This window comes from Streptomyces sp. NPDC004721 (assembly GCF_053601495.1).
Map to the genome: position 1 here is coordinate 32,137 of NZ_JBSGBZ010000038.1, position 22,858 is coordinate 54,994.

At 74.1% G+C, this 22,858-nt stretch carries 24 protein-coding genes; 9 read left to right on the plus strand and 15 right to left on the minus strand.

The window, feature by feature from the left end:
- Positions 1-57: 57 nt before the first annotated feature.
- On the minus strand, positions 58-1,275 hold the full coding sequence (locus ACWEK3_RS28930; RefSeq protein WP_390727825.1) for a trans-sulfuration enzyme family protein: 1,218 nt from the start codon (positions 1,273-1,275) through the stop codon (positions 58-60).
- Positions 1,276-1,334: 59 nt separating this feature from the next.
- Between ACWEK3_RS28930 and ACWEK3_RS28935 the strand changes: the two genes are divergently transcribed.
- Positions 1,335-1,862: an Lrp/AsnC family transcriptional regulator gene (locus ACWEK3_RS28935; protein WP_384428222.1), complete on the plus strand. Its 528-nt coding sequence runs from the start codon at positions 1,335-1,337 to the stop codon at positions 1,860-1,862.
- 43 nt (positions 1,863-1,905) lie between these two features.
- Complete coding sequence (locus ACWEK3_RS28940; protein ID WP_376606705.1) at positions 1,906-3,597, plus strand: DUF885 domain-containing protein; 1,692 nt, start codon at positions 1,906-1,908, stop codon at positions 3,595-3,597.
- Between the two features lie 212 nt (positions 3,598-3,809).
- On the opposite strand, the gene ACWEK3_RS28945 is transcribed toward ACWEK3_RS28940, so the two are convergent.
- The 5 genes from ACWEK3_RS28945 to ACWEK3_RS28965 form a co-directional block, all read right to left on the minus strand.
- Positions 3,810-6,803 (minus strand): AAA family ATPase, encoded by a 2,994-nt coding sequence (locus tag ACWEK3_RS28945; protein ID WP_453250956.1) that lies wholly within the window; start codon positions 6,801-6,803, stop codon positions 3,810-3,812.
- A complete protein-coding gene (locus ACWEK3_RS28950) occupies positions 6,800-7,963 on the minus strand; it encodes an exonuclease SbcCD subunit D (protein ID WP_453250957.1) in 1,164 nt (387 codons plus the stop codon). Before ACWEK3_RS28950 ends, ACWEK3_RS28945 begins: the two co-directional genes overlap by 4 nt.
- Before the next feature lie 106 nt (positions 7,964-8,069).
- Positions 8,070-8,696 (minus strand): YigZ family protein, encoded by a 627-nt coding sequence (locus tag ACWEK3_RS28955; RefSeq protein WP_453250958.1) that lies wholly within the window; start codon positions 8,694-8,696, stop codon positions 8,070-8,072.
- A 92-nt stretch (positions 8,697-8,788) separates the two neighbouring features.
- A complete protein-coding gene (locus ACWEK3_RS28960) occupies positions 8,789-9,337 on the minus strand; it encodes a SixA phosphatase family protein (protein ID WP_450544337.1) in 549 nt (182 codons plus the stop codon).
- Complete coding sequence (locus ACWEK3_RS28965; RefSeq protein ID WP_450544339.1) at positions 9,334-10,068, minus strand: hypothetical protein; 735 nt, start codon at positions 10,066-10,068, stop codon at positions 9,334-9,336. Before ACWEK3_RS28965 ends, ACWEK3_RS28960 begins: the two co-directional genes overlap by 4 nt.
- Positions 10,069-10,215: 147 nt before the next feature.
- On the opposite strand from ACWEK3_RS28965, the gene ACWEK3_RS28970 reads away from it, so the two are divergent.
- Positions 10,216-10,623, plus strand: a complete 408-nt coding sequence (locus ACWEK3_RS28970; RefSeq protein ID WP_450544341.1) for a CoA-binding protein — start codon at positions 10,216-10,218, stop codon at positions 10,621-10,623.
- Between the two features lie 50 nt (positions 10,624-10,673).
- Here ACWEK3_RS28970 and ACWEK3_RS28975 read toward each other — a convergent pair whose 3' ends face one another.
- On the minus strand, positions 10,674-11,033 hold the full coding sequence (locus ACWEK3_RS28975) for an ArsR/SmtB family transcription factor (RefSeq protein WP_450544342.1): 360 nt from the start codon (positions 11,031-11,033) through the stop codon (positions 10,674-10,676).
- A gap of 62 nt (positions 11,034-11,095) precedes the next feature.
- Between ACWEK3_RS28975 and ACWEK3_RS28980 the strand changes: the two genes are divergently transcribed.
- Positions 11,096-12,145, plus strand: a complete 1,050-nt coding sequence (locus tag ACWEK3_RS28980; RefSeq protein ID WP_453250959.1) for a cation diffusion facilitator family transporter — start codon at positions 11,096-11,098, stop codon at positions 12,143-12,145.
- Between the two features lie 15 nt (positions 12,146-12,160).
- Here the strand turns inward: ACWEK3_RS28980 and ACWEK3_RS28985 are convergent, their stop codons facing one another.
- Both ACWEK3_RS28985 and ACWEK3_RS28990 read right to left on the minus strand, forming a co-directional pair.
- Positions 12,161-12,715: a YbaK/EbsC family protein gene (locus tag ACWEK3_RS28985; RefSeq protein WP_361414790.1), complete on the minus strand. Its 555-nt coding sequence runs from the start codon at positions 12,713-12,715 to the stop codon at positions 12,161-12,163.
- A gap of 43 nt (positions 12,716-12,758) precedes the next feature.
- On the minus strand, positions 12,759-13,331 hold the full coding sequence (locus ACWEK3_RS28990) for a helix-turn-helix domain-containing protein (protein WP_376549760.1): 573 nt from the start codon (positions 13,329-13,331) through the stop codon (positions 12,759-12,761).
- 93 nt (positions 13,332-13,424) lie between these two features.
- Between ACWEK3_RS28990 and ACWEK3_RS28995 the strand changes: the two genes are divergently transcribed.
- Positions 13,425-14,282, plus strand: a complete 858-nt coding sequence (locus ACWEK3_RS28995; protein WP_450544347.1) for a DMT family transporter — start codon at positions 13,425-13,427, stop codon at positions 14,280-14,282.
- A 35-nt stretch (positions 14,283-14,317) separates the two neighbouring features.
- On the opposite strand, the gene ACWEK3_RS29000 is transcribed toward ACWEK3_RS28995, so the two are convergent.
- Complete coding sequence (locus ACWEK3_RS29000) at positions 14,318-15,151, minus strand: acyltransferase (protein ID WP_453250960.1); 834 nt, start codon at positions 15,149-15,151, stop codon at positions 14,318-14,320.
- A gap of 79 nt (positions 15,152-15,230) precedes the next feature.
- Here ACWEK3_RS29000 and ACWEK3_RS29005 point away from each other — a divergent pair, with 79 nt between their 5' ends.
- A complete protein-coding gene (locus tag ACWEK3_RS29005; RefSeq protein WP_384428242.1) occupies positions 15,231-15,758 on the plus strand; it encodes a gamma carbonic anhydrase family protein in 528 nt (175 codons plus the stop codon).
- Between the two features lie 34 nt (positions 15,759-15,792).
- On the opposite strand, the gene ACWEK3_RS29010 is transcribed toward ACWEK3_RS29005, so the two are convergent.
- On the minus strand, positions 15,793-16,449 hold the full coding sequence (locus ACWEK3_RS29010) for a DedA family protein (protein WP_365776102.1): 657 nt from the start codon (positions 16,447-16,449) through the stop codon (positions 15,793-15,795).
- A gap of 226 nt (positions 16,450-16,675) precedes the next feature.
- Entirely contained in the window at positions 16,676-17,113 is a 438-nt protein-coding gene (locus tag ACWEK3_RS29015) for a DUF4442 domain-containing protein (protein ID WP_450544394.1), read from the minus strand.
- 146 nt (positions 17,114-17,259) lie between these two features.
- Here ACWEK3_RS29015 and ACWEK3_RS29020 point away from each other — a divergent pair, with 146 nt between their 5' ends.
- Complete coding sequence (locus ACWEK3_RS29020; RefSeq protein WP_450544352.1) at positions 17,260-18,279, plus strand: hypothetical protein; 1,020 nt, start codon at positions 17,260-17,262, stop codon at positions 18,277-18,279.
- Positions 18,280-18,311: 32 nt separating this feature from the next.
- Here the strand turns inward: ACWEK3_RS29020 and ACWEK3_RS29025 are convergent, their stop codons facing one another.
- Positions 18,312-19,157 carry a spermidine synthase gene (locus ACWEK3_RS29025; RefSeq protein ID WP_453250961.1) on the minus strand — a complete coding sequence of 282 codons (846 nt, stop codon included), beginning with the start codon at positions 19,155-19,157 and terminating at the stop codon, positions 18,312-18,314.
- A 147-nt stretch (positions 19,158-19,304) separates the two neighbouring features.
- The gene (gene tuf / locus ACWEK3_RS29030; protein ID WP_450544356.1) at positions 19,305-20,474 is read right to left on the minus strand and encodes an elongation factor Tu; all 1,170 of its coding nucleotides are present in this window, start codon (positions 20,472-20,474) and stop codon (positions 19,305-19,307) included.
- Positions 20,475-20,852: 378 nt separating this feature from the next.
- Between tuf and ACWEK3_RS29035 the strand changes: the two genes are divergently transcribed.
- Complete coding sequence (locus ACWEK3_RS29035; RefSeq protein ID WP_453250962.1) at positions 20,853-21,653, plus strand: TVP38/TMEM64 family protein; 801 nt, start codon at positions 20,853-20,855, stop codon at positions 21,651-21,653.
- A 133-nt stretch (positions 21,654-21,786) separates the two neighbouring features.
- Complete coding sequence (locus ACWEK3_RS29040) at positions 21,787-21,966, plus strand: hypothetical protein (protein WP_390727840.1); 180 nt, start codon at positions 21,787-21,789, stop codon at positions 21,964-21,966.
- Between the two features lie 57 nt (positions 21,967-22,023).
- Here the strand turns inward: ACWEK3_RS29040 and ACWEK3_RS29045 are convergent, their stop codons facing one another.
- The gene (locus ACWEK3_RS29045) at positions 22,024-22,764 is read right to left on the minus strand and encodes an SDR family NAD(P)-dependent oxidoreductase (RefSeq protein WP_450544359.1); all 741 of its coding nucleotides are present in this window, start codon (positions 22,762-22,764) and stop codon (positions 22,024-22,026) included.
- Positions 22,765-22,858: the final 94 nt, after the last annotated feature.

Here is a 22,858-nt window from a genome sequence, read left to right on the forward strand (position 1 = left end):
CCCCGGAGGGCGCGCGGCCCGGCACTGCCCGGCCGCGCGGCCTCCGGACGGCCCCGCTCAGCTCATCGCCTGGTGCAGCCCCTTCACCTGCGGCTGTCCCGGCCGCGCCCCCAGCGCCCGGTCCAGGTCGGCCCACAGGTCCTCGACGTCCTCCAGGCCCACCGACATCCGCAGCAGCCGGTCGCCGACCCCGGCGCCCCGCCGGTCGTCCGCGTCGACGATGCGGTGGCTGATGGACGCCGGGTGCTGGATCAGGGTGTCGACGCTGCCGAGGCTCACCGCCGGCGTGATCAGGCCGACGCCGCCGATGACGGCGTGCGGGTCGCCGTGCACCTCGAAGGAGACCATGGCACCGCCGATGGACGGGTAGTGCACCCGCTCGACGCGCGGGTCGGCCGCCAGGCGGGCGGCCAGGTCCGCGGCGGTGGCGGAGGCGGCCCGCACCCGGACCGGAAGCGTGGACAGCCCGCGCAGCAGCAGATAGCCGGCGAGCGGGTGCAGCACCCCGCCGGTGGCGAACCGTACCTGCCGCAGCCGTCCGGCGAGCTCCTCGTCGCAGGCCACCACGCCCGCCATCACGTCGCCGTGGCCGCCCAGGTACTTGGTGGCGCTGTGCAGCACCAGGCGCGCGCCCTGCTCGGCCGGGCGTTGCAGTACGGGGGTGGCGAAGGTGTTGTCGACGAGGAGCGGCACGGAGCCGCAGGCGTGGGCGACGGCCCGCAGGTCCACCTCGGCCAGCGTCGGGTTCGCCGGTGTCTCGACCATGACCAGGCCGGTGTCCGGGCGCAGCGCGTCGGTGATCCCGGCCGGGTCGGTCCAGGTCACCTCGGTGCCGAGCAGACCGGCGGTGAGCAGGTGGTCGCTGCAGCCGTACAGCGGGCGCACGGCGACGACGTGCCGCAGGCCCATGGCGGACCGGACGAGGAGGACCGCGCTCAGCGCGGCCATGCCGCTGGCGAACGCCACCGCGGACTCGGTGCCCTCAAGCCGGGCCAGGGCGGTCTCGAAGCGGGCGACGGTGGGGTTGCCGAGCCGTCCGTAGACCGGGGTGCCGTCGAGTTCGGCGCCGTCGGTCGCGAAGGCGTCGATGCGGGCGGCCTCGGCGCGGCTGTCGTAGGACGGGTAGGTGGTGGACAGGTCGATCGGCGGGGCGTGCAGTCCCTGCCGGGCGAGGTCGTCACGGCCGGCGTGCACCGCCTCGGTGGCCAGTGCTCTGGGTGCGGTGCGTACGTCGTCGTACGCGGGCGTGCTCGCGGAGTCCAAGGGCGTGTCCATGACCGAAGGGTGAACAGCGGCCGGGATCACTGGGCCGAGGGCCGTGCTACGTTCGCCACATGGCCGAATCCGTCGTACTGGATCCGGTGGATCTGCATCTGCTGCGGCTGTTGCAGAACGACGCCCGGACCACCTACCGCGACCTCGCCGCGCAGGTCGGGGTCGCTCCGTCGACCTGTCTGGACCGGGTGACCCGGCTGCGCCGCTCGGGGCTCATTCTCGGCCACCGGCTGCGGCTCGACCCCGCCAAGCTGGGCAGGGGTCTTCAGGCGCTGCTGTCGGTGCAGGTCAGGCCCCACCGGCGGGAGCTGGTGGGGCCGTTCGTGGAGCGGATCCGGGCCCTGCCGGAGTCGCTGACCGTGTTCCATCTGACCGGTCCGGACGACTATCTGGTCCATGTCGCGGTCGCGGACATGGCCGATCTCCAGCGCCTGGTCCTGGACGAGTTCACGGCTCGGCGGGAAGTGGCCCGGGTGGAGACCCGGCTGATCTTCCAGCAGTGGGACTGCGGCCCCCTGCTGCCGCCCGGCGCGCAGCCGGGCACGCCCTCGGCGAAATCGGACCGAACACGGCCCGATGCCGGGTAAACCGGGCTGACGCGAGCCGCCCGTCCATACGAGGATGGTCGGCATGTCACAGACCAAGAGCCCCCTGCCCCGTCAGGTCGCCGACGCCTACGTCGACGAACTCATCGCCCTCGACCCGATCACCGGTACCTATCTCGGCGTGAAGGAGAGTTCGAGCAGGCTGCCCGACACCTCGCCCGCCGGCCAGCAGGCGCTCGCCGACCTGGCACGCACCACCCTCGCCCGGCTGGACGAGGCCGAGCGGCAACCCGGCGCGGACAGTGACATCGAGCGCCGCTGCGCACGCCTGCTGCGCGAGCGCCTGACCGCGGAACTCGCGGTGCACGACGCCGACGAGGGCCTGCGCACGGTGAGCAACATCCACAGCCCGGTGCACTCGGTGCGCGAGGTGTTCACGATCACGCCCAGCGCCACCGACGAGGACTGGGCCGCGATCGCCGAGCGCCTGCGGGCCGTGCCGGCCGCGCTGAGCGGCTACCGCGAGTCCCTGGCCCTCGGCCTGGACCGCAAGCTGTACGGCGGCCCGCAGCCGACCGCGATCTTCATCGAACAGCTCACCGAGTGGTCGGACACCGACGGCAACGGCCGCGGCTGGTTCGAGGACTTCGCCTCCGAGGGCCCCGAGTCCCTGCGCGCGGAGCTGGACGAGGCCGCCCGCGCGGCGACCGCGGCCGTCGTGGAGCTGCGGGACTGGATGCGCGACGTGTACGCGCCGACGATCGGCGACGCCCCGGACACCGTCGGCCGCGAGCGTTACGCCCGCTTCTCGCGCTACTTCAACGGCACGGACCTGGACCTCGACGAGGCGTACGCGTACGGCTGGTCGGAGTTCCACCGCCTGCTCGGCGAGATGAGGCAGGAGGCCGAGAAGGTCCTGCCCGGCGCCGAGACCCCGTGGGTGGCCCTCGCGCACCTCGACGAGCACGGCACGCACATCGAGGGCGTCGACGAGGTCCGCCGGTGGTTGCAGGACCTGATGGACGAGGCGATCGAGGCACTCGACGGCACCCATTTCGAACTGGCCGAGCGGGTGCGGAAGGTGGAGTCGTGCATCGCGCCGCCCGGAGGTGCCGCGGCCCCCTACTACACGGCGCCGTCCGCGGACTTCTCCCGGCCGGGCCGGACCTGGCTGCCGACCATGGGGCAGACCCGCTTCCCGGTCTACGACCTGGTCTCGACCTGGTACCACGAGGGCGTCCCCGGCCACCATCTCCAGCTCGCCCAGTGGGTGCACGTGGCCGAGAACCTCTCGCGCTACCAGGCCACCGTCGGCGGGGTCAGTGCCAACGCCGAGGGCTGGGCGCTGTACGCGGAACGTCTGATGGACGAACTCGGCTTCCTCACCGACCCGGAGCGGCGGCTCGGCTATCTGGACGCGCAGATGATGCGCGCGGTCCGCGTCATCATCGACATCGGCATGCACCTGGAGCTGGAGATTCCGGCGGACTCGCCGTTCCACCCGGGTGAGCGCTGGACGCCGGAGCTGGCGCGGGAGTTCTTCGGCGCGCACAGCAGCCGCCCGAGGGACTTCGTGGCGAGCGAGCTGATCCGCTATCTGTCGATGCCCGGCCAGGCGATCGGCTACAAGCTGGGCGAGCGGGCCTGGCTGCTGGGCCGGGAGAAGGCCAGGCAGCGCCACGGTGCCGCGTTCGACGCGAAGGCCTGGCACATGGCGGCCCTGTCGCAGGGCTCGCTGGGCCTGGACGACCTGGTGGACGAGCTCGCCCAACTGTGAGCCCCCTGGGGCGGCCGGCCTCCGGCCGCCCCACGCCGGTCCCGCACCCCTGCCGGTCTCGCGTCGGGCGCTGGTTCCGTTCCCCCGCCACTCCCATGCCCCACGCCGGTCCCGCGTCCGGCGCTGGTCCCACTCTCGCGCCGATCCCGCTCCCCCGCCCGTCCCGCGTGCGAGCGCCGTCCCGGCGGTCCTGAACCGCCGCTCCGGGTCGCTCAGCCCGCTCCGCGCAGCCGTACGGCGGATCCCGACCTGCCCTTGACGACCTCGAGTTGGGCGTGGACGCGCCGCCGCAGGTCGGCGACGTGGCTGACGATCCCGACGCTGCGGTCGCGTTCACGCAGGGAGTCGAGGACGTCCAGGACCTCGTCCAGGGTCTGGTCGTCGAGGCTGCCGAAGCCCTCGTCGATGAAGAGCGTGTCCAGGCGCACCCCTCCGGCCTCGTCCGTGACGACGTCCGCGAGACCGAGGGCGAGGGCGAGCGAGGCGAAGAACGTCTCGCCGCCCGACAGGGTCGCCGTGTCCCGTTCCCGGCCCGTCCAGGCGTCGACGACGTGCAGTCCCAGACCGCTGCGGCCGCGGCCGGCCCGGTCGTCGGAGTGGACGAGGGTGTAGCGGCCGGACGACATGCGCTGCAGGCGTACGGTCGCGGCGGCGGCCACCTGTTCCAGGCGGGCCGCGAGGACGTAGGACTCCAGGCGCATCTTGCGCTCGTTGTCGGCCGAGGTGCCCGCGGTGAGCGTGGCGAGGCGGGCCACGCGGTCGTACTCCTCGCGCAGCGGCGCCAGCCGGCGCATGCCGGTCGCCGCGCTCGCGGAGAGCCGGTCGAGTTCGGCGCAGCGGCGGTCGGCGGCGTCCCGCGCGGAGGCGGCCTCCCGCAGCCGCCGGTCCGCGGCGGCCGCGGCGGCCTCCGCGGCGGTGAGGTCGGCGGGCGGCTGCCCGGCGGCGGCCGTGGTGTCGGCCTCGGCGAGGACCGCGCGCACGGCGGCCTCCTCCGTGTGCCAGGCGTCCAGGCGCCGTTGCAGCTCGCGGTGGGCGGCATCGTCGAGGAGGGCGGCGGACGCGGCCTCGGGGGTGTCGAAGCCGGCCCGGAAGGCGGCCTCGGCGAGCCGCCCGTCGGCGTCCTTGAGCCGCTCGGCGCTGTCCTCGGCGGTGCGTGCGGCGTCGGCTGCCTCGGTGAGCAGTGCCGCGCGCCGCTCCAGTTGGGCGGCGCGCGCGGCAACGCTCTCGGCGGTTTCCCTGGCCTCGGCCAATTCCGCCTCCAGGGCGGCCTTCTGGCGGTCCAGGTTGTCCCGCTGGGCCAGCCGGGAGGTGGCTCGGAGTTCGGCCTGTCTGCGGTCGGACAGCCGCCGCTCGCGCTCCTGCTCGGCGCGGTGCAGTTCCTGCTGTGCCGCGTGCAGGGCGGAGGCGTCCCGGCGGGCCCGGGCCAGCTCGGCCTCCAGGTCCCCGGTCTCGTCGGCGAGTTGTGCGGTGGGGGTGTCACCCGCCTCGGCGGTGGCTGCGGCCAGCTCCTCGCGTACGGCGCCGAGGCGGCGCTCGTCCTGGGCGCGCCGCTCCTCGGCGGCCTGGTGGTCGCCGAGCGCGCGCTCCTCCGCCTCGCGGTCGACGTGCCCGGCGACCTTGCGCGCGGGCGCGGGGTGTTCGGTGGCGCCGCAGACGGCGCAGGGCTCTCCGTCGGCGAGGCTCGCGGCCAGTTCGGCCGCGATGCCGTTCAGGCGCTGCTCCTTCAGGTCCAGCCAGTGGTCCTTGGCGCTTGCGGCGGCTTCGGCGGAGACGAGGGCCCGCCGCCGCGCCTCTTCGGTGTCCGCGGCCAGTGAGTCGCGCATCCTGGCGGCGGCGAGCCGCTGTCGCGCGGGTTCCAGCCGCAGGGCGAGCCGCTCGGCCAGGGCGGCCGCCTCCTGGGCGGTGTCGATGCGCGTCTGCAGTGCCGGCCGGGCCGTCTCCCATCCGGCGAGCCAGGCCTCGGCCTCCTGGAGGACGTCGTCGTCGGCACGTTCCTGCCGGTCCGCCGCGCCGCGCTCGGCGACGACGTCGGCCAGGCGCCGCTCGGCGCGGCGGGCCGACTCCAGTCCGCCCAGCTCCTCGGCGGCGCGGCGCGCGTCGGCGGCCAGTCCGCCGGCGCCGGCGCCGGCGAACTCCGCCGGGAGCACCGCACGCGCGCGCGCCTCGGCGGCGGCCGCACGGCGGTGCGCGGCGTCGGCGGCCTCACGCAGTTCCAGCGCCGGTGCCACCGTCCCGGCCTTGCGCCCCCGCTCCATCCGCGCATGTGCCTCCTGGTGGGCGCCGGCCCGCTCCGCCAGGCGCTCGGCGCGCTCCCGCGCCTCGGCGGACCGCCGTTGCAGCCGGGCCACTTCGCGTACCCGGTGCAAGGACGCCTCGGCGGCGGCGTGGGCGGACTCGGCGGCCGTGAGCCGGCAACGGGCGACGGTCAGTTGCTCGCGCGCGGTGGCGCGGGCGACGGCGGCCGCGGTCAGGACGGCCTGGGCCAGGCCGGGCTCGCCGGGTGCGAGTTCCGGCAGCTCCATGGTGTCGCCCGCCGCCTGCTGCATGCGGTGCGCGTCGGCCAGCAGCGCGGCGTCGCCCTCGCGCACCCGGGCCTCGGTGGCGCGCCTGCGCTCGGCGAGGCGCTTCTCCACCTCGGCGAAACGGTGTGTGCCGAACAGCCGGCCGAGCAGCTTGCCCCGGGCCTCGGCGTCGGCGCGCAGGAACCGCGCGAAGTCGCCCTGCGGCAGCAGCACCACCTGGCAGAACTGCTCGCGGCTCATCCCGAGCAGCTGGGTGATCTCCTCGCCTATCTCCTGGTGGGAGCGGCTGAGGTCCTTCCAGGCACCGGCCGCCGCGTCGTACTCGCGCAGCAGGCTCTGGGCCTTGTCGAGCGTCGTGCCCGTGCCGCGCTTCTTGGGGCGCTCCCAGGGCGGCAGGCGGGTGACCTCCAGCCGGCGTCCGGCGACGGTGAGGTCGAGGGTGACCTGGGTGCGGGTGCCCGCGGCGGCGTGGTCGCTGCGCAGGGTCGTGCCCTGCCCGCTCTGCCGGGCGCCGGGGACCGCGCCGTACAGCGCGTAGCACACGGCGTCCAGCACGGAGGTCTTGCCGGCGCCGGTGGGGCCGTGCAGCAGGAACAGCCCGGCGGCCGACAGCGCGCCGAAGTCGACCGTCTGCGAGCCGCCGAAGGGGCCGAAGGCGGTGATGTCGAGCCGATGCAGCCTCACCGCGCCACCTCCCGTACCGCCTCGTCCGCGCGCACCGCGTCGAACGTCTCGCGCAGCACCGTCCGTTCGTGCTCGTCGGGTGCGGCGCCGCGCACGTGGGCCACGAAGTCCTCCGCGATCTGCTGGTCGGCGCGGCCGGCGAGCCGGCGGGCGTAGGACACGTCCGGCTCGCCGGGGGCGCGTTCGGGCTCGAAGACGAGGCTGACGGTGTGCGGGAAGCGCTCGGTGAGGCGGGCCATGGGTTCGGCGGGGCGGACCGGATCGGTGAGCGTCGCCTCGACCCACGCCTCGCGGTGGCGGGCGAGGTCCGGGTCGGCGAGCAGGTCCTCCAGCGTGCCCCGGATGCGGGCCAGCGCGCGGGGGACCGGGCAGTCGACCCGCTCGGCGCCGGCGAAGCCGTCGGCGTCCAGGTCGACGATCCACATGCTCTTGCGGTGGGCGGCCTCGGAGAAGGAGTACGGCAGCGGGGAGCCGGAGTAGCGCACGCGCTCGGTGATGGTCTGGCAGCCGTGCAGATGGCCCAGGGCGGTGTAGTCGACTCCGGCGAAGACGCCCGCGGGGACGGCGGCGACCCCGCCGACGGTGATGTCCCGTTCGCTGTCGCTGGGCTCGCCGCCGGTGACGAAGGCGTGCGCGAGGACGACGGAGCGGGTGCCGCGCGCGCGTGCGGCGAGGTCGGCGCGGACCCGGTCCATGGCGGCGGCCAGCACCGCTTCGTGGCCCGCGCTGTCGACCTCGAACTCGTCCTTGACCAAAGCCGGTTCGAGGTAGGGAAGACCGTAGAAGGCCACCTCGCCGTGCACGTCCGCGAGGACCACCGGGGTCCCGCACGCCGACGGCTCGGTACGCAGGTGGATGCCCGCGCGGTCGATCAGCCCCGCGCCGACGCCGAGGCGGCGGGCCGAGTCGTGGTTCCCGGAGATCATCACCGTGGGCACGCCGAGGCCGGCGAGCCGGTGCAGCGCGTCGTCGAAGAGCTCGACCGCGGCCAGCGGGGGCACCGCGCGGTCGTACACGTCTCCCGACACGACCACCGCGTCGACGTCGCGCTCGCGCACCGTCGTGACGAGGTGCCCGATGAACTCGGCCTGGGCGTCGAGCATGTTCACGCGGTGGAACGCCCGGCCCAGGTGCCAGTCGGAAGTGTGCAGGAGCCTCATGATCCTCGAAGACTAACGGCCGGGTCTGACATCACGGGCGGTTACTCCCGTATCGGCCGTCATGCACGGCACCGGGCAGGCCGATTGGCGCGATATGCCCGATGTGTCACGCATCTCCGTAGGCCTCGCCGCCCAGTTCGAACCCGGCGGTCCCGGCCGTGGCGTCCGCGAGCCATCCCCGGAAGGCGTCCACGTCGGCGTCCGGCAGGCCGATCTCGATGGTGACGGCCTCGCCGTAGCGCACGTCCCGCACCTCGCGCCCGGTGGCCCTGAGGTCGTTCTGCACCTTGCCGGCCCGCTGGTGGTCCACGGTCACGGTGGCGATGCGGAACCTGCGGCGGGTGCGGGTCCCGAGCGTGTCCAGCGCCTCGCCGACGGCTCCGCCGTAGGCCCGGATGAGCCCGCCCGCGCCGAGCTTGACGCCGCCGTAGTAACGGGTGACGACGGCCACGACGTACCGCATGTCGCGGCGCAGCAGCATCTGGAGCATGGGGACGCCGGCGGTACCGCCCGGTTCGCCGTCGTCGCTCGCCTTCTGGATCCCGGCGTCGGCGCCGATGACGTACGCCCAGCAGTTGTGCGTGGCGTCGGCGTGCTCCTTGCGGACGGCGGCGACGAAGTCCCGGGCCTCCCGTTCGGTGGCCGCCGGGGCGAGAGCGCACAGGAAGCGCGAGCGGTTGACCTCGGTCTCGTGCACGCCCGCGCGTGCGACTGTGCGGTACTCGTCCTGCATCGGTCCAGCCTATGCGGCACCCGCGCGGGTGCCGCACGAGGGTTCGCTCAGGCCGGCCGGCGGGAGAACCGGCCGCCGGGCACGCGCGCGGTTCACCGCCGTTTCTTGGCGCCCCGCGGCACGGTCAGGTCCGTCAGGAGGGCGGCGCCCGGGGCGAGGGACGGCCAGCCGGGGCCGTGCCAGGACAGGATGGCGATCGCGGAGGTGGGGAACTTCGTCCGGAGCCGGTCCAGCGTGTCGTCCAGACCGTCCCCGGCAAGTTCCAGGACCAGTTCCTCCAGCCCCGGGTTGTGACCGAGCAGGAGCAGCGTCCCGACCTCGGGCGGCGCCTCGCGCACGGCGGCGAGCAGGTCGGGGGCGTCGGCGGCGTACAGCCGGCGGTCGTAGCGCACCGGCGGTGGGGTGCCCCACTGGGCGGAGGCCAGTTCCCAGGTCTGCCGGGCGCGCAGCGCGGTGGAGCACAGCGCGAAGTCGGGGAGGCAGTCGGACTCGGCGAGCGCGCGGCCCGCCGCGGGCGCGTCCCGGCGGCCGCGGGTCGCGAGCGGGCGGTCGTGGTCGGCGACGCCCTCGGGCCAGGCGGACTTGGCGTGCCGCAGGACCACCAGGCGGCGCAGCGGGCCGGCTCCCGCGCGGGCGATCACGCCGCACGCCCCAGGTCGCGCGTGAGGTCGAGGCCGAGCAGCCGGTCCGCGTACGCGTACGTCTCGAAGCGCGCGCCGTCCGCCAGGTCCGGATCGGTCCCGACCCACTCCAGCACCCGCAGGACCGCCGGCACGTCCAGGTCGTCCTCCCAGGCGCCGCGCAGCCGTCCGCGCGCCTCGTCGGGGACCGGCCGGGAGGGCTGCCGCGCCCAGTCGGCGACCGCCGCGCGCCATCGCGCCAGAGTCCTGCGGGCGTCGTCCAGCGCGGCCTCGTCCAGCCGGACGTGCCGGGTGTGGCGGCGGGAGAGCAGTGCCAGACGCCAGGCGGCGGGGTCGTCGTCGCGTCCGGGAACGGCGGGTACCGTCGCGTCGACGGGCGCGACGGCGATGCGGACGCCGCCGGTCGCGGTATCGGCGCCCTCGACGGCCACATGGACGATCTGGGCCTCGCCCAGGGCGGTGCCGGTGCCGCGGCCGTCTTCGAAGGGCCGGATGCCGAGGGCGGCTGCGGCCGCCCGCAGCTCCTGCGCCTGTTCCCGGCCGCCGGACAGCAGCGACCACACGGGCGTGCCGCTCAGTTCGAGGGCGCGGACCAGGATGTCGGCGACCAGCAGGGCGCGCAGGCCCGACGCGTCGCAGCCCGACGCGTGCGCCTCGACACGGGTCAGCCCGCGGCGGGCGGGGGCGGCGTCCACGGGCTCGCCGGTTCGGGCGTCAATGATGCGCAGCACGGCCCGAGCGTAGGCCGCCGGACGCCCGCGCGCAGGCCGGCGGGGCACGTTCCGGACGGGACGGCGGGTTCCGCGCCGGCCGGGAATCGCCGGGCGGCGCCCGTCGTTGGCCGGACGGCAACCCTTCCCGAGACGAGGAGACCCCTGGTGTACGGCGACGCTGCGACCATCCGGAAGATCCTGACCGAACACGGTGACACCTGGGCGGTCGTGGGCCTGTCCTCGAACCGCGGCCGGGCCGCGTACGGCGTCGCCGAGGTGCTGCGCCGCTTCGGCAAGCGTGTCGTCCCGGTCCACCCGAAGGCGGAGACGGTGCACGGCGAACAGGGGTACGCCTCCCTCGCGGACATCCCGTTCGAGGTGGACGTGGTCGACGTGTTCGTCAACAGCGATCTCGCCGGCCAGGTCGCCGACGAGGCGGTCGCCAAGGGCGCGAAGGCCGTCTGGTTCCAGCTCGGGGTGGTCGACGAGGCCGCCTTCGAGCGCACCCGTGCGGCGAGCCTCGACATGGTCATGGACCGCTGCCCGGCCATCGAGATCCCCCGTCTGGGCTGACCTTCGCCGCCTCTTTCCGGAACCGGCCGCCCTCGCCCGTGGGGGGCGCCTCAGTCGTGGAGGGGCCGGTCGCCAAGCCGGTGGTCGGCGACGTTCAAGGCCTCGTCGACCAGCCGGCGCAGGTGGCCGTCGCGCAGGGAGTAGACGACCCTGCGGCCCTCCTTGCGCGTGTTCACCAGCCCGGCCAGCCGAAGCCTGGCCAGATGCTGGCTGACCGCCGGACGGGCCGCCCCGCACGCCTCGGTGAGCGTGGTGACGTCGGCCTCGCCGGACGTCAGCGCGTGCAGCAGGGCGAGCCGGGTGCGGTCGCCGAGCAGGGCGAGGAGTTCGGCGGCCAGCGCCAACTGCTCCTCGCCCGGGATGCGCGGGTGCGCATCATGCGCAGATGACAGGTGCATGCGTGCGCTCATACGCACATAATGGCGTCGTGGGCGCCACGCGTCCACCTCCGCGCGCACGGAAGGGGATCCACGTGACCGACCGGCACCACCACGGGCACCACCACGGACCCGGGCACGAGCCCGCGCACGGGCGCTCTCTCCGCCACCGCCTCGCACACCTCCTCGCCCCCCACTCCCACGACTCCGCCGACCGGCTGGACCGCGCGCTGGAGACCCACAGCGCCCGCGGCATGCGGGCGCTGTGGGTCTCGCTTGCCGTGCTCGGCGTCACAGCGCTCGCGCAGGCGGTGGTGGTGGTCGCGTCCGGCTCGGTCGCGCTGCTCGGCGACACGGTGCACAACGCGGCGGACGCCCTGACCGCCGTACCGCTGGGAATCGCCTTCGTACTGGGCCGCCGCGCGGCGACCCGGCGCTTCACCTACGGCTACGGACGCGCCGAGGACCTGGCGGGCCTGGTGATCGTGGTGACGATCGCCGCGTCCGCCGCCTTCTCCGCCTGGGCCGCCTTCCAGCGGCTTCTCGATCCGCGCCCCGTCGAGCACCTGCCCGCGGTCGCCCTGGCGGCCCTGGTCGGGTTCGCGGGCAACGAGTGGGTGGCCCGCCACCGGATCCGTGTGGGCCGTGCCATCGGCTCGGCCGCGCTGGTCGCCGACGGGCTGCACGCGCGCACGGACGGATTCACCTCACTGGCCGTCCTGCTGGGCGCCGCCGGCTCGGCCCTGGGACTGCGGGCCGCCGACCCGATCGTGGGGCTGGCGATCACGGCGGCCATCGCGCTGGTGCTGCGCGACGCGGCGCGCGAGGTGTTCCGGCGGATGATGGACGCCGTCGACCCGGCCCTGGTGGACCGCGCCGAACGGGCGCTGGGCGAGGTACCGGGCGTACGGGCGGTCGGCGAGCTCCGGCTGCGCTGGATCGGCCACCGGCTGCGCGCGGAGGTCGCGGTGGTCGTGGACGGCGAGGCGACCGTGCGTCAGGCCCACGTCACCGCCGTGGAGGCCGAGCACGCCCTGCTCCACGCCGTACCCGGCCTCACCGCGGCCCTGGTCCACGCGGACCCGGCCCCGGCCCCGGGCGAGGCCGACCCCCATCTGCGCCTCGCCCACCACGCGCCGGCCTGAGCGCCGCGGGCGGGATCAGACCCCGAGCCCGTCCAGCACCACCGCGCCGGGCAGCTGCGCGAACGCCTTGCCCGGCACCAGGAGCTTGCCGCGGCGCCGCCCGCTGCCGACCAGGACGTAGGGCAGGTCGACGACGCGGGAGTCGACCAGGAGGGGCCAGTCGGCGGGGAGGCCGATGGGGGTGATGCCGCCGTACTCCATGCCGGTCTCCCCGGTCGCCACCTCCATCGGCGCGAAGGAGGCCTTGCGGGCGTCGAGTTGGCGGCGCACGACGCCGTTGACGTCGACACGGGTGGTGGACAGGGCCAGGCAGGCGGCCAGCCGGGTCTCGCCGCCGCGCCGTCCCGCCACGACCACACAGTTCGCGGAGGCCTCCAGCAGGTCCCGGCCGTAGTGCTCGACGAAGACGGCGGTGTCGGCCCACTCCGGGTCGGTCTCGACGTAGACGATCTGGTCGGCCGGGACACCGCCGTGCCAGTGGCGTACGGCGTCGGCGACCGGGCGGGTCAGCTCGTCGAGGCAGTCGGGGGCGGGGGTGGCCTGGTCGAAGTTCCCGATGGGTGCGCGCATGACCGCACGCTAACAGCCGCGGCGGACCGTGCGGCGGGGCGTCTCAGTGCACGGGCGGGACCGACACGGCCATCACCATGTCCATCGGCTCGGCGCCGTCGTTGGCGTACGTGTGCGGGGTGTTGGCCTCGAAGGAGGCGCTCGCGCCCGCCGCCACGCGGTACTCCACCGCGTCGACGGTGAGCGTCAGCTCCCCCGCGGTGACGTGCACCAGTTCGACGGTGCCGACGGGGTGCGGATCGGAGGGGCTGCCCTCGCCGGGCATCAGGCGCCACTCCCACATCTCCAGCGGACCGGGCGCCTCGACACCCGCCAGGAGCCGGTTGTAGCTGCCGGCGTCGGTGTGCCACAGCCGGACGGCCTGGTCGGCGGGGACGACGCGGACCCGAGGGCCCTGCTCGTAGTCGAGCAGGGTGGTGATGCTGACGCCGAGCGCGTCACCGATCTTGACGACGGTGCCGAGGCTGGGGTTGGTGCGGGCCTGCTCGATCTGGATGAGCATGCCGCGACTGACTCCCGCGCGTGCGGCGAGGGTGTCCAGGGTGAAGCCCCGCTCGGTACGCCAGCGTTTGACGTTGCGCGCCAGGGACTGGGTCAGCAGTTCGAGGTCCGACACATTCCGTCCAATATTCTGGATGACAGAGTTTACTTCGCTGAACTACGGTGGGTTGCACCCGATCGTTCACCGAACTGTACTGCGAGGCACGTCGTGACAGCATTCTTCGCCCTGGCCACCAGCCTCCTGTGGGGGCTGGCCGACTTCGGCGGCGGACTGCTCACCCGGCGCATGCCCGCGCTGACGGTCGTCGTGGTCTCCCAGTCCGTCGCGGCGGCGGTGCTGGGCGCGATCGTCGTCGCCACCGGCGGCTGGAGCGAGGCCGGACCGCGGCTGTGGTTCGCGTTCGCCGCGGGCCTGGTCGGCCCGGTCGCGATGCTCTCCTTCTACAAGGCGCTCGCCCTCGGCCCGATGGGCGTGATCTCGCCACTGGCCTCGCTCGGCGTGGCCGTGCCGATCTCCGTCGGACTGGTGCTGGGCGAGCGGCCGGGACTCCTCCAGGTCGCGGGGATCGCGGTCGCCGTCACCGGTGTCGTGCTCGCGGGCGGGCCGCGCCTGGGAGGCGCCGCCGTGCAGCGGCGGGCGATCGGGCTGACCCTGGTCGCGGCCCTCGGCTTCGGCACGGTGTTCGCGCTGATCGCCGAGGCCTCCACCACCGTCACCGGCCTGTTCCTCGCGCTCTTCGTGCAGCGCGTGACCAACGTGGCGGCGGGCGGGGCCGCGCTGTACGCCTCCGCGCGGCGCGGCGGGCCCGTACTGCCCGAGACCGGATTCCCCTGGCGCTCGCTGCCCGCGCTCGGCTTCGTCGGCCTCGCGGACGTCGCCGCCAACGGCACGTACTGCGTCGCCGCCCAGCACGGCCCGGTCACGGTGGCCGCCGTCCTCGCCTCCCTCTACCCGGTGGTGACCGCGCTCGCCGCCCGCGGCTTCCTCAGCGAACGGCTGCGGGCCGTCCAGGCGGCCGGAGCGGGTCTGGCCCTGGTGGGGACACTGCTGCTGGCGACGGGCTGAGCCAGTGGGCCGGGCGGAGGACGACCGGGACCGAATCAGCCGCCCTCGGTCTCCAGCCCCGCGAGCCGGGAACCGGGCTCCCGGCCCCACTCGGCCAGCCGGGCAGCGCTCTCCTCGTCCAGCTCCGCCAGCGCCAGCAACTGCTCCGGGGTGATGCCCTGCGGTATCGGCACCGGGGCCGGGGTCCGCAGCGGCGGCTGCCAGCCCTCGGCGGCGGTCCAGCGGCGTACGACCCGGGCGGGCGCCCCCGCGACCACCGCGTGGTCGGGGACCTCGCCGCGCACCACCGCGCCGGCCGCCACCACGACGTTCCGCCCGATCCGCGCCCCGGGCAGGATCACCGCGCCGGTGCCGATCCAGCAGCCGGGACCGATCTCCACCGGCTCCATCCGGGGCCACTGCTTGCCGATGGGCTGGTGCGGGTCGTCGTAGGAGTGGTTGGTGGAGGTGACGTAGACGTAGGGGCCGAAGTAGCAGTCGCTGCCGATGGTGACCGTGGTGTCGGCGATGACGTGGCTGCCGCGGCCGAGCACCACCCCGTCCCCGATGCGCAGGATCGGCTCCGGGCCGAGGTCCAGGTCAGGCATCAGACCGGCGGTCAGCGTGACCTGCTCGCCGACGATGCAGTGCGCGCCGAGGTGGATCCACGGTTCGCCGAAGACGGTGCCGAGCGGGAAGGCCAGCCTGGTACCTGTTCCCATCGCGCCGAAGCGGAGGCGTCCGGGCCGCTCGGCCGTGACGGAGCCCGTGCGTTGCACCCAGGCCCAGCCCGCGTGGACGGCGCGCTGCGCGAGGCGGCGCCACCATGGTGAGAACGTGTTCCTACGCGTGGGCACCCGCTCACCGTACTCAGTCCGGGCCACGCCCATGACGCCGCACGTCTGTGATCTTCGCCCCACCGGATGACGTACGGTGCCGTCGGACCCATGCGGTGAAAGGGAGACGAGGATGACGGACAAGGCGCTGATCGCGGGCATCGGCGGCCGCGAGCCGCAGGTGGACGAGGGGGCGTTCGTGGCGCCCACGGCCACCGTGATCGGTGACGTGACCCTGGGCGCGGGGGCGAGCGTCTGGTACGGCGCGGTGCTGCGCGGCGACGTGGAGCGGATCGCCGTCGGCGCGGGCAGCAACGTCCAGGACAACTGCACGCTGCACGCCGACCCCGGCTTCCCGGTCGGCGTCGGCGAGCGCGTCTCCATCGGGCACAACGCCGTGGTGCACGGCGCGACCGTCGAGGACGACTGCCTGATCGGCATGGGGGCCACCGTGCTGAACGGCGCGGTGATCGGCGCGGGATCCCTGGTGGCGGCGCAGGCGCTGGTGCCGCAGGGCATGCGCGTGCCGCCGGGGTCGCTGGTCGCGGGCGTCCCCGCCAAGGTCAGGCGGGAGCTGACGCGGGAGGAGCGCGAGGGGATCACCCTGAACGGCACGATGTACACGCAGCTCGCGCAGGCGCACCGAGAGGTGCACGCCTAGGACCCAGGATCCGCGCCCCCTCGGGGACGCCCGGCTACTCCGCGGCGGGGACCGGTTCCGGCTCCTCGGTCTCGCTCTGCGCGCCCGACTGCGCCTTCTTCGCCCTGCGCTTGAGCACCAGCATCGAGCCGAGCCCGAAGAGCACGGCCGCCACCAGGCCGAGCCAGGAGAACTTCTTCAGCCAGGACTCGGCCACGACACCCACGTAGTAGATGACCGCCGTGGTGCCGCCCGCCCAGCAGATGCCGCCGAGGACGTTGGCGACGAGGAACCTCCAGTACGGCATGTGCAGCACGCCTGCCAGGGGGCCGGCGAAGATGCGCAGCAGGGCGACGAAGCGGCCGAAGAACACCGCCCACATGCCCCACTTCTCGAAGGAGCGCTCGGCGGTCGCGATGTGCCCCTCGCTGAAGTGCTTGGGGAACTTCTTCCCCAGCCAGGCGAGCAGCGGCCTGCCGCCCTTGCGGCCGATGGCGTAGCCGATGGAGTCGCCGACGACCGCGCCCACGGTGGCGCACACGCCGAGGACGACCGGGTTGATCCCCGCGTGCTGCGAGGACAGCAGGGCCGCGGAGACCAGGACGATCTCGCCGGGCAGCGGGATGCCCAGGCTCTCCAGACCGATGACCAGGCCGACCACGGCGTAGACGGCGGCCGCAGGTACCGTGTCGAGCCATTCCTGGACGTGCACCGCCGGTTCCTCCCCGTTTCGCGTGCATGTGCTGCGGAGCGCCACGAAGACGCACCCCCGGGGAAGCCTACCGGTTCGGCCCGGCCGGACAGCTCCCGCGGACCGCGCCGGCGCTCCCGCCCGCGATCGGACGGGAGCGTCGGCTTGAAGGCTCGCCTGATGCTCGGGGACTCGCCCGATGTCCGCCTCGGCGCTCCACGGCCACGTGAAGGGCGGCGGCAGCCGCTCAGCCGTTGGGCCGCAGGGTCCAGACCACCGTCATCTCTCCCGTGACGGCCCCGTCCGCGCGCCGGATCTCGACCGAGACCGGGAACTCCGGCCGCTGTCCCGCGTCCAGTTCCGCGACGACGTCGGCGGCGGGACGGCCCAGGGTCGCGGTGGCGGTGACGGCTCCCATGGCCAGCTTCCGGTAGGCGATCTCGGCCCGCACGGCGAGGGGCACGGCACGGGAGAGCTGGTCGCCGAACGCGGCCAGCACGATGGCCCCGCTCGCGGACTCCCCCAGCGTGAACATCGCGCCGGCGTGCGGCCCGCCGACGTGGTTGTGGTAGTCGGCCTGGTCCGGCAGGGTCACCACCGCCTTCTCCGGCGTGGCCTGAAGGAACTCCAGGTTCAGGGTCCGGGCCATCGGCACGGTGGCGGCGAGCATCTCGCCGATCGACATCTGGTCAGCGCTCATGCCGGAATGTTACTCACCAGTAGGCCGTCCGGGCCAGAGCGGGCGGGCGGGTATCCGCGCCCGTCACTGGTACGTCCCTGACAAAAGGCGGTGACCGAATCGTGTCCCTGGCGCCACTAGGGTTACTGCCCATGTGGCCAGGACAGCAGCCGCCCGGGGGCGAGCAGAACCCGCAGAACAACCCGTACCAGCAGCCGGGATACCAACAGCCGAATCCCTATCAGCAGCCCGGCTACCAGCAGCCCAACCCATATGCCCAGCAACCGCAGTGGGGTACGCCCACACAGGTTGGCGCTCCCCAGTCGCCGAAGCAGCCGGGCGGGGGCGGCAACCGGACGAAGCTCATCGCGATCCTCTGCGTCACGGCCGTGGCTCTGACCGCCGGTGTGACCGGCTTCCTGGTTCTCGGCGGGAACAAGGACGACAAGGCCGACGGCGGATCGGACGACGCCAAGTCGAGCCCGTCGCCCACCACTTCGGCCTCCGTCGACCCGAGCGCCTCGGACTCGGGCTCCGGCTCGGACGACAATCCGCGCGGCACGGAGACGGAGAAGCCGACGATCCCCGGCTGGAAGGTCGTCGTGAACCCCAAGCGGGGCATCGCCTTCGACGTCCCGGCCGACTGGGAGGTCCAGTCGGCGGGGGTGAGCATCGGCTTCGAGGACCACAAGAACGGCAAGCTGCTCACCATCATGTCCGGCGTGGCCGAGTACAAGTCGAAGTGGTGCACGTCCGACGACGACAAGGACGGCCGCGACGAGGACACGTCGCTCGCCGCGGTGGGCACCAAGGGCGCCGACGGCGCCAAGGACACCAACGAGGTGGCCGTGAACACCGTGGGCTGGTGGGTCTACGGCGGCTACACCCAACCCGACAAGAAGAGCCTGACGTTCGACCAGAAGGCCAAGCCCTACACGACCACGTCGGGCATCAAGGGCAGCGTCGCCTGGGCCCAGTCGAACAACACGCCCCAGAAGGGCAAGTGCGCGAGCGACGGCAAGGCGCTCTCCTTCGGCTTCAAGAACTCCGCCGGGGACTTCGTGTCCTGGAACTTCTACGGTGCCAAGGGCGTGGGCGAGGAGGTCCCCACCGCGACCATCATGAAGATCCTCGGCACGGTCCGGCTGCACGGAACCCCGACCGGCGGCTGACCGGCCGCCGTGGCGGCGCCGGGCGGCCCTGGTCAGCCGATGCCGAACGCGCCGTCCGGAGGCTCGGGCGACGCTACGGCCTCGTCGTCCCGCACCGGCTCGGCGTTCCCGGTGAACTCCTTTAGTGCGGCGCCGTGTTCGACGCGGGCGGGGAACGCGTCGGAGGCGGTCCGCCGGGTCAGCGCGGCCACGTCGAGCGGGCGGTGCGCGGCGATCAGCACCGCGTTGCCGAAGCGGCGGCCGCGCAGCACCGCGGGTTCGGCGATCAGCGCGATCTCCTCGAAGGCCACCGCGAGGGTGGCGAGTTGGGAACGCAGGAAGGCGAACGGGGCGGCGTCGGCGAGGTTGGCGAGGTAGACGCCGTCGGGGCGCAGCACGCGCTCCGCCTCGTGGACGTAGCCGAGGGACGTGAGGTGGGCCGGCACGCGGGAGCCGCCGAAGACGTCCGCGACCAGTACGTCAGCCGAGTCGTCGGGGGCGGCCTCCAGCCAGGCGCGGGCGTCGGCGGTGTGCAGCGAGACGTCGGCGCCGTCCGGCAGCGGCAGCTGGGCGACGACCAACTCCAGCAGGCCGCGGTCGGCCTCGACGACGTCCTGCCGGGAGCCGGGCCGGGTCGCGGCCACGTACCGCGGCAGTGTGAGGGCGCCCCCGCCGAGGTGCAGCACGTCCAGCGGGGAGCCCGGCAGCGCGACCGTGTCCAGGGCGTGGCCGAGCCGCCGCGCGTACTCGAACTCCAGGTGGGTGGGCTCGTCCAGGTCGACGTACGACTGCGGCGCACCGTCCACGGTCAGCAGCCAGGCCCGCTCGCGGTCGACGTCGGGCATCAGCTTGGCGGTCCCGTGATCGACGGCTCGGGTCACGGGTATGGGCTCGTTCACGTGTCCATTGTGCCGGTCCGTCACACCCCGGACGGCCCCGTCACACACCGGACGCCTCCGCCATGCAAGGGGCGGCGAGGGGACCGCCGGCCGGCAAGCACCGGCCGGCGGTCCCCGGCCTCCGCGGTCCCCTTCACACGACGGCGTTCACACGACGGCGGTCACGGTCCCCGCGCCGACGGTGCGGCCGCCCTCACGGATGGCGAACCCCAGCCCCGGCTCCAGGGGCACCTCGCGCCCCAGCTCCACCGTCATCGTGACCGTGTCGCCGGGTCGCGCGACGACCGCCTCGCCAAGGTCGACGTCGCCCACCACGTCCGCCGTGCGGATGTAGAACTGCGGCCGGTAGCCGGTGGACACCGGTGTCGTACGGCCGCCCTCGCGCGCCGACAGCACGTACACCCGCGCGGTGAAGCGCCGGCGCGGGACCACGCTGCCCGGCGCCGCGACGACGTGGCCGCGGCGGACCGCGTCACGCGGCACCCCGCGCAGCAGCAGCGCCACGTTGTCCCCGGCCTGCGCCTCCTCCATGGGCTTGCCGAAGGTCTCCAGTCCGGTGACCACCGTCTCCAGGCCGGCACCCAGCACTTCGACCCGGTCGCCGACGCGGACCGTGCCGCGCTCGACCGCGCCCGTCACCACGGTTCCGCGGCCGGTGATGGTGAGCACGTTCTCCACCGGCAGCAGGAACGGCGCGTCCAGGTACCGCTCGGGCATCGGCACGTAGGTGTCCACCGCGTCGAGCAGCGCCTCGATCGACGCCGTCCAGCGCGGGTCGCCCTCCAGGGCGCGAAGCCCGGAGACCCGTACGACGGGTACCGCGTCGCCGCCGAAGCCGTGCTCGGTGAGCAGGTCGCGGACCTCCAGTTCGACGAGGTCGATGAGCTCCTCGTCACCGGCGTCGGCCTTGTTGAGGGCGACGACGATGTGGTTCACGCCCACCTGCCGGGCGAGCAGTACGTGTTCGGCGGTCTGCGGCATGATCCCGTCGAGCGCGGAGACGACGAGGATCGCGCCGTCGAGCTGCGCGGCCCCGGTGACCATGTTCTTGACGTAGTCGGCATGGCCCGGCATGTCCACGTGCGCGTAGTGCCGGGTGTCGGTCTCGTACTCGACGTGCGCGATGTTGATGGTGATGCCGCGCGCGGCCTCCTCCGGAGCCCGGTCGATGCGGTCGAACGGGACGAAGGTGCCGGAGCCGCGCTCGGCGAGCACCTTCGTGATGGCGGCGGTCAACGTGGTCTTGCCGTGGTCGACATGACCCATCGTGCCGATGTTCAGGTGCGGTTTGGTGCGTACGTACGCCGTCTTGGGCATGGCTGTACCTCGAAGCCTGGTCGATGCTGCGGGACCCCACGGGATGGCCGACCCTCCCCCTGAGGGGTCCGCCGGACGGTCCGGGGAGGGTCAGCTTCGGGCGCCGTCGACTGCGGCGACGAGGATGAGGACGGCAGCCTCCGGGGCATCCGCGACCGCGGATGCTGCGAGGACGAAGGCGTGCCGGAACATGGGACAGATCATTCACGACACCCCGGCCGCCCGTCGAACGGTTTTAGGGCGGCGAACGGTTCTCAGGACAGGAGGGCCGGGGGCTTGGTTGGGGACTTGGCCGAGGCGCCGGCGGCGTGCGCACTCGGCGCACTCGTGACCCGGGCCATGCGGCGATCACTCGCATCCGTCCGCTAATGTCACCGAATGCTCGATGCCACCACCCGCTCTGGGGGCACCGCCACGGCCTCTCCCCGGGCCGCCGCCACCGAGCCGGCCGCCGCCGTCCCCACCGGGCCGCCGGCCCCGGCCGTTCCGTCCACCGCGCCGGCCGGCCTCGCCTCCCGCTGCGCGGGCGTGCTGCTGTCGCCCTGGGCGCGGCTCTCCCTCCTGCTCGTCCTGCTCACGGCGGCCGGAGTGTCCGTGCTGCTCTTCGAGCCGCAGAGACTGCTGGCGCACGGCTGGCCGCCGCAGCTGGGCGGGGCCGGCGCGGCGGTGGTGTTCGCCGCGGCGTACGGCCTGTGCACGGTGGCGTTCGTGCCACGGCCGCTGCTGAACCTGGCCGCGGGCGCGCTGTTCGGCTCGCAGCTGGGACTGGCGGCGGCGCTGGCCGGCACCGTGCTGGGCGCGGGGGCGGCCTTCGGCCTCGGCCGCGTGCTGGGCCAGGACGCGCTGCGCCCGCTGCTGCGCGGCCGGCTGCTGAAGGCGGCGGACGGTCAGCTCAGCCGGCACGGCTTCCGTTCGATGATGGCGGCCCGGCTCTTCCCGGGAGTCCCGTTCTGGGCCGCCAACTACTGCGCCGCCGTCTCCCGCATGGGCTGGACGACGTTCCTCCTCGCCACGGCCCTCGGCTCGATCCCCAACACCGCCGCCTACGCCGTCGCCGGCGCCCGCGCCTCCGCGCCGACCTCTCCGGCCTTCCTCCTGGCGATGGCCTGCATCGTGGTACCGGCCGTGCTCGGCACGGCGGTCGCCTGGCGCAAGCGCCACCACCTGCGGAACCGCTGACGGCACCGCACGCGTACACGTACTCGGCGACCCGGTCGGTACGGAGGCCGGGACGGGCGCGGGTGACCGAGTCCATACGGCCGCTGTAGCCGTCCGGTAGCGCAGTGTCAGTCCTTGCCCCTAGGCTGTGGCCATGTTCCCCGATTCAGTGGCCCCTGGTTCCGTGCGGTCCGCCGCCGAGCTGAACGAGCAGATCCGGTCGCTGTGGCTGCGCTCGGGCGGGTCCCTGTCGACCCAGGAGCGCGAGGAGTACGAGTTGCTGGTGGTCGAGTGGGCCACCGCGATGAGGGACGAGCTCATCGCGGCCGCCTGACGCCCCCGGGCCACGGGCGGTCGCCGCTCCGGCCCGGGCCGGCGACCCGGTTCGAGCTCAGCGTCCGCCCGACACCCGCAGTACCGCTCCCGTCGTGTAGGAGGCGTCCGGTGACATCAGCCATGCGACGGCCGCGGCGATCTCCTCCGCCCGGCCCGCCCGGCCCAGCGGGATGTTTCCGGCCGCCCGCCGCACCCGGTCCGGGTCGCCCATCGCCGCGTGCATCCCGGTGTCGATCATGCCGGGCGCGACCGCGTTGACGCGGATGCCGTCCGGGCCGAGTTCCTTGGCCAGGCCCAGGGTGAGGGCGTCCACGGCGGCCTTCGTCGCGGCGTAGTGGACGAACTCCCCGGGGCTGCCGAGCGTGGCGGCCGCGGACGAGACGTTCACGATCACGCCGTTCTTCCGGGGCGCCATCAGCTGGGCCGCACGGCGCGAGCACAGCAGGGTGCCCAGGAGGTTGACGTCCACGACGCGTCGCAGGTCGGCGGTGTCGGTGTCGGCGAGCCGGCCCAGCGGTCCGCTCACCCCAGCGTTGTTCACCAGCCCGGTGACGGGCCCGAGTCGTTCCTCCGCCGTGGCGAAGAGCCGTTCGACGTCCGCCTCCACCGAGGTGTCCATCCGCACGGTCACCCCGCGCGCCCCGGCCTCGAGCACCTCGTCGGCCACCGCCTCGGCGGCCTCGGTGTCGTCGACGTACCCCACGACCACGTCGTGCCCGTCGGCCGCGAGCCGCCGGCAGATCGCGGCCCCGATGCCCCGGCCACCGCCGGTGACGACTGTCACGAGACGTTTCATTCGGACCTCCGCAGCCCCGAGCGACCACACCCCATGTGATCATCCTAGGACCCCGGCCGCCCGCGCGCGGAGGCGGGAATTCCGAGCCCCTCCA

Coding starts and splice junctions, on each gene's coding strand:
- ACWEK3_RS28950 (WP_453250957.1), bottom strand. CDS start 7,963: ATGAGGCTCCTGCACACTTCCGACTGGCACCTGGGCCGGGCGTTCCAC.
- ACWEK3_RS28985 (WP_361414790.1), bottom strand. CDS start 12,715: ATGCGCGCACCCATCGGGAACTTCGACCAGGCCACCCCCGCCCCCGAC.
- ACWEK3_RS28975 (WP_450544342.1), bottom strand. CDS start 11,033: ATGAGCGCACGCATGCACCTGTCATCTGCGCATGATGCGCACCCGCGC.
- ACWEK3_RS28930 (WP_390727825.1), bottom strand. CDS start 1,275: ATGGACACGCCCTTGGACTCCGCGAGCACGCCCGCGTACGACGACGTA.
- ACWEK3_RS29035 (WP_453250962.1), top strand. CDS start 20,853: ATGCTCGATGCCACCACCCGCTCTGGGGGCACCGCCACGGCCTCTCCC.
- ACWEK3_RS29015 (WP_450544394.1), bottom strand. CDS start 17,113: ATGTCGATCGGCGAGATGCTCGCCGCCACCGTGCCGATGGCCCGGACC.
- ACWEK3_RS29000 (WP_453250960.1), bottom strand. CDS start 15,151: ATGGGCGTGGCCCGGACTGAGTACGGTGAGCGGGTGCCCACGCGTAGG.
- ACWEK3_RS28935 (WP_384428222.1), top strand. CDS start 1,335: ATGGCCGAATCCGTCGTACTGGATCCGGTGGATCTGCATCTGCTGCGG.
- ACWEK3_RS28955 (WP_453250958.1), bottom strand. CDS start 8,696: ATGCAGGACGAGTACCGCACAGTCGCACGCGCGGGCGTGCACGAGACC.
- ACWEK3_RS28940 (WP_376606705.1), top strand. CDS start 1,906: ATGTCACAGACCAAGAGCCCCCTGCCCCGTCAGGTCGCCGACGCCTAC.
- ACWEK3_RS29040 (WP_390727840.1), top strand. CDS start 21,787: ATGTTCCCCGATTCAGTGGCCCCTGGTTCCGTGCGGTCCGCCGCCGAG.
- ACWEK3_RS29020 (WP_450544352.1), top strand. CDS start 17,260: ATGTGGCCAGGACAGCAGCCGCCCGGGGGCGAGCAGAACCCGCAGAAC.
- ACWEK3_RS29005 (WP_384428242.1), top strand. CDS start 15,231: ATGACGGACAAGGCGCTGATCGCGGGCATCGGCGGCCGCGAGCCGCAG.
- ACWEK3_RS29045 (WP_450544359.1), bottom strand. CDS start 22,764: ATGAAACGTCTCGTGACAGTCGTCACCGGCGGTGGCCGGGGCATCGGG.
- tuf (WP_450544356.1), bottom strand. CDS start 20,474: ATGCCCAAGACGGCGTACGTACGCACCAAACCGCACCTGAACATCGGC.